This is a genomic window from Flagellimonas hymeniacidonis, from assembly GCF_008040165.1.
Lineage (GTDB): Bacteria > Bacteroidota > Bacteroidia > Flavobacteriales > Flavobacteriaceae > Flagellimonas > Flagellimonas hymeniacidonis.
The window spans coordinates 1047805-1060912 of the sequence record NZ_VRUR01000001.1; the positions used below are offsets into that span (position 1 = coordinate 1047805).

Consider the following 13108-nt stretch of genomic DNA (forward strand, 5'->3'; position numbering starts at 1 on the left):
ATGATTACGAAAGCCTATAGTACATTTTTTAAGGAACTTTCCAAAAACAATAATAAAGAATGGTTCCATGCCAATAAGAAAAGGTACGAAGCCGAGGTGAAAATTCCATTCTTAAATTTGTTGGACAGTTTGTTGCCCAACTTAACAGAATGGGATCATCGTATCCTACCAGATGCTAAAAAAGCGATGTTCGGGATTAATAGGGATGTTCGTTTTTCAAAAGACAAGTTGCCTTATCATACCATTTTAAAAGCTGGTTTTTCCCCGAATGGGAAAAAATCCATTTTGCCTGGCTACTATTTAGGAATTGATGCTACTAGCATTCATGTTGGGGGTGGACTTTTTATGTTGAGGCCACCAGAGCTTGCTTTAGTCCGAAATCATATTACAAAGGATACATCAGTATTGACAAAAATTGTTGAGGCTTCATTGTTCACCCAAAACTTTGGAAGACTTAAGGGAGAAAAGTCAAAACGATTGGATAAGAGCTTGCTTCCCGCAGCGGAAAAAATAGATTTAATCTATAACAAGCAATTCTATGCCATGGCCGAATTTCCATTGGAGCCTTTTTATAACTCTAATGAATTAAGTAGTGAAATCTTATCCCATTTCGAAGCCATTAAGCCATTGAACGCTTATTTGGGACATGCATTTGATTAACCAAGAGTTTATTTATTAATCCTAAAAACAGATACAAAAATGACAACACAAGAAGTTGCAAACAAACTAGTGAGCCTTTGTAGAGAAGGTAAATATGATCAGGCCTATGGCCTTTATGCCCAAGATGCGGTTAGCGTAGAAATGGCCGGAGTGCCCAATGAAGTGACTGAAGGGCTTGACAATATTTTAAAGGGCTTTGAACAGTGGGCCAGTAATATTGAGGAAGCCCACGGAGGAACGGTAGGTGACCCCATAATAATGGGCAACCATTTTGTAGTACCCATGACCAGTGATGTCACTTTTAAGCAAGGTGGTCGTGTAAATATGGAAGAGCTTTCCATGTACCAGGTAGAAAATGGTAAAATTAAAAAAGCGCAATTCTTTTATGATCCATCTGTCTTTGGTGGGTAAACACTAAATGTGCTAAATAGTATTAGGCGATGGCAAACCATCGCCTTTTTTATTCTAAAAACATCTCGATCATTCTTTAGGATCATGTTTAAAATTGTATTCTAAATGCTATACCCGCCAGCTTCCTTCGTCGTAGTTTATCTATTTTTCTTTATTTGAAGATTAAAGGAAATTCCCAGAATTTTTAAGGTTTTTGTGCAATTGCATTTAATGCCAATTCTTTATTTTTAGCATAGCAGCTCCCCTCAATCTTTTATAAACTTTTTTAATTCCTACTTAATTATGAAAAAGCATTCTTTTTTCAAATTTGCGTATTCCTTTTTTATTTTCCTGTTCCTTCTTTCGTGCGAAACTGAGCCATTACAATTGGAGACCGTTGAGGAAACATTAGAATCTGTTCAACTTAACGAACAAGAACGTATCAAGAACAATTTTAACCTTGATCACTTTAAAGACTCCTTGGATATTGAAAAAGAAAACCTAAAAATTCTATGGGAAGAGCACAAGACTATAACTGTTGAAGATAGGATTTGGCACGAATATAAAATTGAAGAATTGGTAAAACCCGATTTAGAAGAAGGTGAGATTACGGATATTACCTATAGCCTATTGACAACATTTTCTAATGAAAAGCCTGCATATTGGATAGTACGGATGGATTCCCATAACGGGGTTGCTTATAGCTCTTATTTTGATCTTTCCCCCAATTATTTTACAGGTATGGTATATTTATATAATGTAAAAGGGGAAATGAGTATGGCCAGATATTACCAAAAAGGAAATGGGTACCACGGTATCACTAAAGCAGGGAACGCTGTTACCTTGCCAACGCCTAGTGCTTCCCGTTGCGATTTTAAGTTAACCTCCAGTAACTGCTCTGGGACAAGTGATTGTGGACTCTTGGCAGGTGGCGGTGGTTGTGGCAACGGAGGCGGCCAAGGTTCGTATAGAAGGGTAAGGATTCCCGGCGCCACTACAGATTGGTACAATGACCGTAACGGGGACGGAAGGGGACAACCCAACGAGTATTCCCATACCTCTGTGGGGCGGGATACCTATACATGGGCGTGGGTCTCTAACGGGAGATCAGGCTATACTCACCAAGGCAGACAAAATTATAGAGCTGTTCAGAATAATGGGTATACCAGGGGCATCCCTAAGCCTGCTGTTTCGCCAAGTAAAATTATAAAACATCCTAGTTTGAAAAGTTATCCTTGTGTTGGGCAAATCTTGGGAGAGTTGGCAAAAGGTAATTTTAAACAGTTAAGACTGAATAAACTTGGACAATTGGAAGGTGGAAAACATTTGTCAAAGACGATTCTTGACCTTTTTGAAAACAACTCAAAACATCATTTGAATATTAAAGTTGGAACATTAAACAATGCTAATGGTTCTACTAAAATTGTGCGCAATGTGCCATCGAGAGGGCAAATTACATTTGAAATCACATTAGATAAAAGGTTTGTTCAAAATGGAACAAAGCTTGTAATTGCCAGAACACTTATTCATGAATCACTGCATGCTTATTTGAGCTATTTATATCAGAATAAAGCAACTTCATCATTTTCTTCATTATTAAGGCATTATTTGAGTCAAAATGGATATAATAACAATGCAGCTCAGCATAGACTAATTACCGAGTTTGCAGATGCAATTGGCTACTCACTAAGTATTTGGGATAATAATAAATTGAATATGCAGTATTATAAAGATTTAGGATGGTCAGGAGACATGCTTCAAACCAATGAATACAAATCGCTTAATACATCAAGGCAGACTGCAATAAGAAATGCAAATATTGCCGAAGGAAGTGCGGTTCAAAATGCAAGTAGTAAAGCCAAGGGTCAAAAATGTAAATAACACCTCCCATGAAGTATAATTTTCTAATATTATTATTAATAGCCTCGCTATGGAGCTGTAAAAGTGGATTTAATATTTCCCAAGAGGAAAATGATGTTGACTACCAGATTATAAATGCATTCATTTCTTTGAGAAAAATAAAAGCACTGAAAAAAGAAACTTTTGAACCCAAATCAAATGACTCTATAATTACTCAACTAATCTCATCAAATGGTTTAAATCTATTCCATTACAACCTTACGGAAGATCAGCAAAATATTAATTTTGAAAAGATTTTCTCAAAAAATGACATTGGTCAAATAAAAGCAGAATTTGAACGATTGCGCATGAGACGGCTAGATAAAAAAAGATTGTCGCGAGATGTGAAAATAGTAAGTACCCTTGATAAAAAAGGAGAAACTAGAATGATTACAATGCCAATAATTGTACCTAATAAAAATTATGTTTTTGTTTATTCAGAAAGTATATCGGATGGTGATCTATTTTGTATGAAAATGGAAAATGGAAAATGGATGCCTTTTGCCTCTTTTCCATTGTGGACATCTGATTAATCGTTTATTTTACCACAGTCTTATAAGTTGTCAATAATTGTTCATTAAAAAATACTGTTTTGGCGACCAATTATAAAACTAGTCAAACTCTTAATAGTTATAATATTGTTTGCGCATTGCAAACCTCAAAATCAAAACCTTGAAGACGATGAAAAAAAAATTATTTCGTTAGTAATAGATGAATATACCATCCCCTTACCTCCACCTCCTTCAACTGACCCAAATGACACCTTGGTCTCTATAAAGGATGCAGACTCATTGAAAAATGCAAAACTCAACATTGCTGTTTATCCTATTATGGATAATGAAATTAATAAAATAGAAGATGGAAAAATTCCTGACTTCTTCAAAAGTTTGTTGAAGTATGATTTGCCTATCAAAACAATTCATGAAGCCACACTTTTAAAAAGTACACAAGGACATAAAATCGTTTTGGCAGATACCACTATCTTATCCAACTCAAAAGAATTCAAGAAGTTTAATCTACTTTTTAATTTTTCAAGAATTTGGTTCGATAAAAGCAATTTTGGAAATGAGCGTCAGTCGAAGCCAATTATCTGGATATGCCCAAATATTATGCTTGACCAAAGAAAGAGACCAATGGATAGCACATCATATAGAACCAACCACTATTTGGTAATGCAAAGAATAATTCTGATTTTCTTTAATCTCTCATGAAATTAATTCAGGCGATGGCAAACCATCGCCTTTTTTATCCTGCAAAAAAGGTTTCCAATTCCTTAAGTGTCTGTGTTGAGGTTTGAATATCTTTTACAATTTCCCCTTTGTTCAATACCACAATACGTTCACAAACCTCTGTAACATGCATTAAATCATGACTTGATACCAAAACGGTTACATTCTGTTTTGCCGCAAGTTCTTTTATGATTCCTTTTAATCGAATCTGTGTGGTGGGATCTAGATTAGCAAATGGCTCATCCAGAATTACTACTTCTGGATTGCCAATAAAAGAAGCGACTATACCCACTTTTTTTTGATTTCCTTTGGATAAGTCTCGTAAGTATTTCTTTTGGCCCAAAATTTCACCATGAAAAAAATCTTCAAAAGTGGAAAGAAGGGCATCTACATCTGCTTTGTTTCTTCCTCTTAAATCACCAACAAAATAGAAATATTCTTCTGGGGTCAGATACCCAATAAGGAAGGATTCATCAATAAATGATGCTGTAAAAGGTTTCCAATCCTCGCTCTTGTTTACCTGTACTTCATTATTTATGATATGGCCCGTTGTAGGCTGAATCAAATCCAATAGAAGGCTGAAAAAAGTGGTCTTGCCTGCTCCATTGTTCCCTACCAGACCAAAGCTCTGCCCTTTGGGTATTTCCAAAGATTCAATATTTAATACGGTTTGTGATCCGTATTTTTTAGAAAGATTTTCAGTTGTAATCATCTATATATTTTTAAACTTCACTTTTGTGAATTTTGCTAGCTGTTTTTTTCCTTAAACCCAGCTATCATTCCATATTTCTTTCTTCTGTATTGCTCGGTGATTCTGTCCAACAAATAATTTTTTAGCGCAAAACCGATAACACCCAGAAGAGATAGTATTATTACCGCAGCTTCCATAGATATGAGATAATATGCTCCCGTAAAAATTAGAATGGGCAGCCCTAAAACTGGTAACATTATTAAAAACTGGGTGGAACTTGTGCCCTGCATATTACCAAATGGACTTTTATCAAGATCTATTCTTTTTTTGTTGAAAGATCCAAAAAATAGAATCACGGGAATGTTTACTCCCAAATTATAAATCGCACTTCCAAAGTTTATTGCTAAAGCTTCCCATCCAAAATACACATAGGGAATAGTCAATAAAAACATGGCCACCACACTAACCGATATTAATGTTGCTTTAGATTCTAAATATTTTCGCAAGGGTATGTTCTGTGACATCATCATGCTATAGTAACCGCTATCCCATGCCGGAATAAATTGACCAAAATTGCTAAGAAAGATTCCCGTCATAAAAATTCCCAAAAAAGCAAACATGGGGATCATATTGGCATAGACTTCTTGGGTATAGAATATTAAACCGTAAAACACGAAGAGAAGGGATATAAAGACTTGTGCTTTGGTTCTTTTGTTCCGCCAAATCATCTTCAGGTCTAGCTGTAAAAAAGTTCCCATGTCTCCAAAGCGTTTTGTCCATGTCAAATCTGAGGTCTTTGCTTCTTTGGATTTGGTTTTTAAGGAAGCATCTAAAAAGAGCTTGTTTTTAAGTAGTTTGTAATTTAAAAAGTATGCCAAAATAGCCAGCGCTACGGGCACAAGTACTGCAATGGGGTATTGATACAATCCATGAAAAATTGGACCGAAAAAATCTTTCACAGGCAGTATTTGAAAATAATCCAATCCATACTGTAGTACGATAATTCCGCCTATGATACCAAGGGCCTTATCACTTTTATTAACCAGAAAATTGACATAATTGATGCATAATACTATCGCGAAAATTGACACAAGCCATAGTACAACATTCAAAACGGGATAACCATTAAACAAAAGCACAACGCCAAAAGGAACGAAAAGAAAAAGCGCTAAAGCATTGTACCCAGAAAATCCTGATTTTCCCAGAATATAATGTGTTATGGTACTTTTTTTAATCGGAAAAGACAATAATGGCTTAATATCCATCACAGGAAGTTTCTGCAAAAAGTATCTAAAAAACAGTTCTATCAATATCCAGTATACCAAATACCTGCTCAGCACCCACATTGGCGCTTGGTCTGGAAAAAGCTTTCTAAGGATTTCATAAAGAAAGCCCCCAACAAACACTAAAGCTCCAATCATGTAAATACCAAAAAAGATCATTACAATTTTCAATGCCAACCCCTTTCCAAAAGAGGATGATCTAAAAAAAGATTTCCACTGAAGATTGATAAAATGTTTGAACATGGGTCGGTGATTTTCTAGATGTTTGTACCTAAAATACTTGATTTGTTACAAAAGCAACGCTTTTTTTAAAATCTAGCTTTCAAAATTGCATGAATGCTTAGTTTTGCAAAAAAAATTGATATTCCATGAGTGACTTTCATGCACTAAAAATTACTGCGGTTGATTCTTTAACTCCAAATGCAGTAACCCTAACTTTTGACATTCCAGAGCATCTTAAAAATACATTTGCCTATACAGCTGGGCAATATATAACTATAAAACATACTGTGAATGGAGAAGAATTACGCAGGGCCTATTCCATTTCTTCAGCTCCTTCTTCTGGGAAAATTACTGTTGGAATAAAAAAAGTGCCTAATGGTACCTTCTCTGTTTATGCCAATGAGAGCATTAAAACCGGAGATGTTTTGGAAGTTATGCCTCCTGAGGGTCGATTTGTTTTTGAGTCTACTTCAGAAGCCAAAAACGTCGCAGCATTCGCTGCAGGAAGTGGAATCACTCCAATAATGAGCATTGCTCAAACCGTGTTGGAAAGCCATTCAGAAAACACCTTTGTATTGGTCTTTGGAAACCAATCTCCTGAAGAAACTATGTATTTAAAGGCTTTGCAAGAGCTTCAAGAACAATATACCAATAGGTTTTTTATTCAACATCTTTTCAGTAGGTCTCAAGAAGAAAATGCGCTGTTTGGTAGAATCGAGACTTCAACAGTAAACTTCATAATCAAAAACAAGTTTAAAGAAACTGCTTTTGACGCCTTTTATTTATGCGGTCCAGAGGAAATAATCAATACTGTTTCAGACACCTTGAAAAGTAATGGTATTTCCGAAGATAAAATTTTGTTCGAATTGTTTACCAGTTCGGATGCGGAAGACACTTTGGCCGAAGAACTTGAAGGGAAAACCAAATTGGAAGTTCTTGTTGACGATGAGACCTTTTTCATAACCATGGATAAAAAAGAATTGGTGTTGGATGCTGTTCTCAAAGAAGATATAAATGCACCATATTCATGCCAGGGTGGGGTGTGTAGCAGTTGCATCGCTAGAGTCACCGAAGGAAAAGCTGAAATGGTCAAAAACCAAATCTTAACAGATGGGGAAGTTGCCGAAGGGCTCATTTTAACTTGCCAAGCACACCCGTTGACTCCAACCCTTAAGGTTGATTATGATGATGTTTAGATCTTTCAGCTAGATTAATTCCTTTTTTAATTGCTTATCCATTGTTCTGCAGCCATGGTCATAACCAATGGAAAAAGCTTTTTGAATGCCTTTTTTATCCAGCACTCCAATTTTTTCTAATTCTTTGGGCTCAATGAACAAATCACATTCTTGAAGTTTTTGGTGACTTGAAGCGTAAATCATCAGGCCAGTTACTCTACCTGCCAATTGCAATGAGTTTTTCAGGTCTTTTTTTTGTATTTCTCCAGCAATGGATACGTTACTCCCAATAATAAAGTCTGCTTTTCCATCAATATATTCTTTTGGAAAATTATTCATTACCCCACCATCTGCATAGAGCGTTCTGTCTATTTCAACTGGACTAAACACAGGAGTCAATGCAGCTGAGGCCAAAAGGGGTTTAATAAGTTTTCCTTTAGTAAATACTTTTTCCTCTCCTTTAAGCAAATCAGTGGCGACCACAAACAATGGTTTTTCCAGGCATTCAAAAGAATCTTTTGGAAAATAGCCCTTAAAAATTTTATAATACCTTTCGGTATCTATAAAGCCTGGCTTGTTAAGTGCAAAAAAGTTGTATTGAAACAAAGGCGTGTCTTTAAAAAACTGCAACATGTCTTCAATAGAATTCCCATTTGCATATAACGCACCAACCAGAGCACCTACACTGGACCCTGCTACCGTTTTGGCCTCCAATTCGCGTTCCTGCATTGCCTTAAGTAACCCGATATGTGCCATGCCGCGAATTCCGCCTCCGGAAAGTACCAGTCCAATCGATTTTGCCTTGGAAATAGTTGTGACCATGAAATAAGTAGATTAAAAACACTATAAAATTAACCACCAAAGCCCAAAACTCACATTTTAAACTTGTTTTTTAAGATAAAATTACCGACTGCCTAGTTTGTTTTTTTCAAAGATCAATGTGTTTTATGCATTTCGTCGATATCGCCTCGATTTTAATCTTGATGTATTTAAGGATGCCATTTTTGAAACCGACTTGCTGGTCGGAATGTTAAAATTGTCTGTTCTAAAAGAAAAATGTAATCAGACATGATACTTTTCGACCAATTGCACATAGATATTTATCGTAAGTTTACGATAGTATAGCAAATCTTGAAAAACACTTTTTCAAAAGAAACGGCAATCTTGATTTTTGCGAATTCTGCTGTTGCGGAAACTCGCCATAAAAAAACTGTGGCAAATTTGGAGTTGTTTCGAAGACTAACCGAACGTACACTTCAAACTGCAAAAGCCACTGGACTCCCATTTTATCATTTTACGGAAAAGGAACAAAAGGGTGCGACTTTTGGCGAGCGTTTTTCCAACGCCATTCAAACACTTTACGATAAGGGCTACCAAAATGTGATTACCATTGGTAATGATAGCCCACAGTTGAAAGCCTCCCATATTGTTGAAGCTGAAAAACAACTACGCTTGGGAAAAACCGTTCTGGGGCCAGCTTCTGATGGTGGTTTTTACCTAATGGGCCTCCATCGCTCTAATTTTGATGCTACTTTATTCCTTAGATTGCCATGGCAACGCTTTGGGCTATTCAATAAGATTTCCCAGCTACTTGAAAGTTATAATTCCCATATTTATAGCCTTCCCGTTTTACACGACCTTGACAACAAGCAAGACATTATAACTCTTTTAGGTTTTTCCAAAACCATTGCAGGCTCTATTCTCAAAATTCTCAGAGCTTTCTTAAAGTGCAATACTCAAATTGTTTTCAAAGACATACGAATACCTGGGTTCTACATTACATCTCTTTATTATAATAAGGGTTCTCCAATCCTTTTATAAAATCATTCTATTTCATCATTCATTGTTTTCAACTTGGATAAGGGTAAAATGCTTTTATCTAAATTCTAATTACTTACTAAAAAACATAACATGGCAAACTCATATTATGACCCGGCAGACTTAAGAAAATTTGGTAAAATAACTGAATGGAGCGAAGAACTGGGCACTAAATTTTTTGATTACTACGGTAAGGTTTTCGAAGAAGGTGCACTAAGTGCAAGAGAAAAATCTTTAATAGCCCTGGCCGTTTCCCATGTGGTTAAATGTCCATATTGTATAGATGCTTATACCAAAGACGGATTGCAAAAGGGAATTACCAAAGAGGAAATGATGGAAGCGGTACATGCGGGTGCTGCTATTGAAAGCGGAGCTACTTTGGTTCATGGAGTGCAAATGATGAACAAATACAACAAATTATCCATGTAGACCCGTACGGTTTACCACTAGAATTTTTAAAAATGGAAAGTATCTTACCAAAGTCTAAAAAGGTAAAAAAGCCAATGCAAAAATCCCTGAAAGCACGGGATAATGAATTAGCGGCTACCAATAGACAACTTGAAATACTTGAAGGAGGTCTCTTTGCTGAGGGCGAACTTCCATATTTCAAGGATAAAATCAATAAAATTGGTCATTTCCCACTTCGACCAAAGAAATTAGAGATTCTACAAATCAATGTGGGGTATATGTGCAATCAAGTATGCGAGCACTGTCACGTAGATGCTGGACCCGACCGTAAGGAAATTATGACACGTGATACCATGAAACAGTGTCTCGAAGTCATTAAAAATACTGGTGCCCATACCCTAGATCTAACAGGAGGAGCGCCAGAAATGAATCCAGATTTCCGTTGGTTTGTCGAAGAAGCTGCCAAAGCGGGAATTAAAGATTTTATTGTTCGGTCCAATCTAACCATCATTCGAGCAAACAAGAAGTACTACGATTTGCCGGACTTCTTTAAAAAACATAATGTACATGTCATTTCATCCATGCCGCATTATACCCGTGGCAAAACGGATAAGCAGCGTGGAGATGGCGTTTTCGACAAATCGATTAAAGCACTACAAGAATTGAATGCACGTGGATATGGCATGCCTGGCAGTGACTTGCGTTTAGATTTAGTCTACAATCCTTCTGGAGCTTACTTACCGGGGGATCAAATGGCTATGGAAAAAGACTTTAAAAAAGCCTTAGATCAGGATTTTGGAATTCAGTTCCATAATCTTTTTGCCATTACCAATTTACCCATTGCGCGCTTTTTGGATTATTTAATTGCCTCTGAAAACTACGAGGATTATATGTACGCCTTAGTGGAAGCCTACAATCCAGCAGCGGTGGCCAATGTGATGTGTACCAATACCATATCCATTAGTTGGGATGGCTGGTTGTACGATTGCGACTTCAACCAGATGTTGGACCTTAAGGTCGCCAGCAAAGTGAAACATATTAAAGATTATAATGAAGATGTTTTAAATGACAGGAACATTATTATCTCCCAACATTGCTACGGCTGTACCGCAGGTGCTGGAAGTAGTTGTCAAGGAACTGTCGCCTAAAACAATAAAATACTATTTAAATAAAGAATTATGAGTTATTTACAAGCTACCGAAGATTTATATAAAGAAGCCGCATTAACCCCAGACGTAGGGCTGTGTTGTACCACAAACCCCATTTGGGAATTGCCAGGACTAAAAATCCCAAGAATAATGCAAGAGATGAACTACGGTTGTGGCAGCACCGTTCATGCCAGAGACCTTTCCAATAATCCCAAGATGCTCTATGTAGGTGTTGGCGGGGGAATGGAATTATTGCAATTCTCTTATTTCAACCGTCAAAAAGGGGGGGTTGTTGGTGTTGATGTTGTTGATGAAATGCTACAGGCCAGCCGAGATAATTTTAAAATTGCCGAAGAAGAAAACGATTGGTTCAGGTCGGAATTTGTTGATCTGAAAAAAGGCGATGCTCTAAACCTTCCTGTTGAAGATAATTCAATCGATGTTGCCGCACAGAACTGCCTGTTCAACATTTTTAAGGAAGAAGATTTAAAGCGTGCCATTGAAGAAATGTATCGCGTGTTAAAACCAAATGGCAAACTCGTCATGAGTGATCCTACCTGCGAGCAAGAAATGAATACAACCTTACGAAATGATGACCGCTTACGTGCTCTTTGTCTTAGTGGAAGCCTTCCTATAAAACAATATATTAAGGCATTAACAGATGTTGGTTTTGGCACCATTGAAATTAGAGCCAGAAAGCCGTATCGAATTCTAGATCCTAAAAACTACCCCACAGATGAACTCATCTATATTGAATCTATAGAGGTAGCAGCTATAAAAGACCCTATGCCCGAAGATGGTCCATGTGTTTTTACCGGTAAAGCAGCCATTTATTTTGGTGGTGAAGATTATTTTGATGACCATAAAGGCCATGTTCTGTTAAAGAACCAGCCTTTGGCTATCTGTGACAAAACAGCAGGAGCCCTTGGTTCATTGGGGAGGGATGATATTTTTATTAGTGAGTCTACCTACCATTATGATGGTGGTGGCTGTTGCTAGAAAACAATATTGATTTCATTACAAAAACCGCTCTTGACCATCAGGGCGGTTTTTTATTTTGGGGGAATGGTACTTATCGTGTTTGTATATGGTTTCTTAACCTGAAAACCCATGAAGAATTTCCGATTAGGAAATTTAGAAGCAGCGAACTATGCATCCTATTAGGTATTGGGCATCGTACTCATTCTCTCCAATTTTGAAAACGGTCTATGTATAAATAGCTTTCAACAAATTTTCTGTGTTCGTTACTGGTCATTTTCTCCAGTAAATTAAGAGCAGAAATATAGCTCGTCAAGTTCCCGTTAGATGAACTGAATTTTCCGTCCTCAACAAATGTTACCAAACTGTCATTTTGAACTTTTAAATTTGGGTAATCTTTTTGCAGTTGTTTTCCCCCACCAATATAGGTGACGATTTTATGTCCGTCAGCAATTCCGGACTCACCAATAAGTTGTGCTCCTGCGCAATTGCTTACGATGTATTTGGTTTCTTCGTTTTTCTTTTTAATGAAATCCACCATTTTTTCATTGCGGACATGTGCGTACATATCATAACCACTAGGAACAAATAGCACTGTTAATTTTGGACAGTTTTCAAATGTGTAATCAGGAACAAAATGCATGCCTTCCTCCGTTGTGATTGGGTTTTCCGTTTCCGCTATGGTGATTACATTAAAAAGCTGCTCAAAATTTTGATTGGGTTTTCCAAAAACATCCGATGCAGCAATAACTTCACCTTGCAGGACGCCATTAAACATAAGAAGACCTATTGTTGGCAATTCAGTTTTGTACGGCTTCAAGTGTTTTGTTAATGTGTCAGATTGTGACTCTACTCGATTGGTATTCTCCGTATTTAGGTTGGTTTTTGATTTCTCATTATTACAGCTAATAAAAATAGTTGCAAAAAACAGTGTCGAAATAATCAGCACATTTTTCATATTCTCATTTAAATATTGACAAGTCAACTATAATACAACTTGGACTCACCTTTTGATTAAAAAGTAGAACAAAGGTATTTATGTAAATTCTATTAAAAATTAAGCTAGTTTAAGAAAGATTTGACAAATCCATTTCACAGTTTGATACTGGGTTTTACCTTGGTATTCTTTTTTACTAAAGTTTTAGGGTGTCTTTTATCCCACAAATGATTCGCTTAAACCGACCCGCCAGTCGGTCTGCTTTTTTAG

At 36.7% G+C, this 13108-nt stretch carries 14 protein-coding genes; 10 read left to right on the forward strand and 4 right to left on the reverse strand.

Going from position 1 to position 13108, the window contains the following annotated elements; genetic code table 11:
• The 5 genes from FVB32_RS04720 to FVB32_RS04740 all read left to right on the forward strand — a co-directional run bounded on the left by FVB32_RS04720 (position 1) and on the right by FVB32_RS04740 (position 4160).
• Positions 1-660 (forward strand): DUF2461 domain-containing protein, encoded by a 660-nt coding sequence (locus tag FVB32_RS04720; protein ID WP_147741668.1) that lies wholly within the window; start codon positions 1-3, stop codon positions 658-660.
• A gap of 39 nt (positions 661-699) precedes the next feature.
• Positions 700-1071, forward strand: a complete 372-nt coding sequence (locus FVB32_RS04725) for a nuclear transport factor 2 family protein (RefSeq protein ID WP_147741670.1) — start codon at positions 700-702, stop codon at positions 1069-1071.
• Between the two features lie 282 nt (positions 1072-1353).
• Positions 1354-2931: a hypothetical protein gene (locus FVB32_RS04730; protein WP_147741672.1), complete on the forward strand. Its 1578-nt coding sequence runs from the start codon at positions 1354-1356 to the stop codon at positions 2929-2931.
• 8 nt (positions 2932-2939) lie between these two features.
• The gene (locus FVB32_RS04735; RefSeq protein ID WP_147741674.1) at positions 2940-3482 is read left to right on the forward strand and encodes a hypothetical protein; all 543 of its coding nucleotides are present in this window, start codon (positions 2940-2942) and stop codon (positions 3480-3482) included.
• Between the two features lie 105 nt (positions 3483-3587).
• Positions 3588-4160, forward strand: coding sequence for a hypothetical protein (locus FVB32_RS04740; RefSeq protein ID WP_147741675.1), 573 nt, complete (start codon positions 3588-3590; stop codon positions 4158-4160).
• A 34-nt stretch (positions 4161-4194) separates the two neighbouring features.
• Here the strand turns inward: FVB32_RS04740 and FVB32_RS04745 are convergent, their stop codons facing one another.
• Complete coding sequence (locus tag FVB32_RS04745; protein WP_147741677.1) at positions 4195-4890, reverse strand: ABC transporter ATP-binding protein; 696 nt, start codon at positions 4888-4890, stop codon at positions 4195-4197.
• A gap of 35 nt (positions 4891-4925) precedes the next feature.
• Entirely contained in the window at positions 4926-6395 is a 1470-nt protein-coding gene (locus tag FVB32_RS04750; RefSeq protein WP_147741679.1) for a DUF5687 family protein, read from the reverse strand.
• Positions 6396-6520: 125 nt separating this feature from the next.
• On the opposite strand from FVB32_RS04750, the gene FVB32_RS04755 reads away from it, so the two are divergent.
• On the forward strand, positions 6521-7570 hold the full coding sequence (locus FVB32_RS04755) for a ferredoxin--NADP reductase (RefSeq protein ID WP_147741681.1): 1050 nt from the start codon (positions 6521-6523) through the stop codon (positions 7568-7570).
• A gap of 9 nt (positions 7571-7579) precedes the next feature.
• Here the strand turns inward: FVB32_RS04755 and FVB32_RS04760 are convergent, their stop codons facing one another.
• The gene (locus tag FVB32_RS04760; RefSeq protein ID WP_147741683.1) at positions 7580-8371 is read right to left on the reverse strand and encodes a patatin-like phospholipase family protein; all 792 of its coding nucleotides are present in this window, start codon (positions 8369-8371) and stop codon (positions 7580-7582) included.
• 309 nt (positions 8372-8680) lie between these two features.
• Between FVB32_RS04760 and FVB32_RS04765 the strand changes: the two genes are divergently transcribed.
• The 4 genes from FVB32_RS04765 (at position 8681) to arsM (ending at position 11922) form a co-directional block, all read left to right on the forward strand.
• On the forward strand, positions 8681-9370 hold the full coding sequence (locus tag FVB32_RS04765) for a TIGR04282 family arsenosugar biosynthesis glycosyltransferase (RefSeq protein ID WP_187269498.1): 690 nt from the start codon (positions 8681-8683) through the stop codon (positions 9368-9370).
• Between the two features lie 90 nt (positions 9371-9460).
• Complete coding sequence (locus FVB32_RS04770; protein WP_147741687.1) at positions 9461-9796, forward strand: arsenosugar biosynthesis-associated peroxidase-like protein; 336 nt, start codon at positions 9461-9463, stop codon at positions 9794-9796.
• 32 nt (positions 9797-9828) lie between these two features.
• The gene (arsS, locus tag FVB32_RS04775) at positions 9829-10923 is read left to right on the forward strand and encodes an arsenosugar biosynthesis radical SAM (seleno)protein ArsS (RefSeq protein ID WP_187269499.1); all 1095 of its coding nucleotides are present in this window, start codon (positions 9829-9831) and stop codon (positions 10921-10923) included.
• Between the two features lie 30 nt (positions 10924-10953).
• Complete coding sequence (arsM, locus tag FVB32_RS04780) at positions 10954-11922, forward strand: arsenosugar biosynthesis arsenite methyltransferase ArsM (protein WP_147741689.1); 969 nt, start codon at positions 10954-10956, stop codon at positions 11920-11922.
• 181 nt (positions 11923-12103) lie between these two features.
• Here arsM and FVB32_RS04785 read toward each other — a convergent pair whose 3' ends face one another.
• A complete protein-coding gene (locus FVB32_RS04785) occupies positions 12104-12859 on the reverse strand; it encodes a DJ-1/PfpI family protein (protein WP_147741691.1) in 756 nt (251 codons plus the stop codon).
• Between the last annotated feature and the right edge of the window lie 249 nt (positions 12860-13108).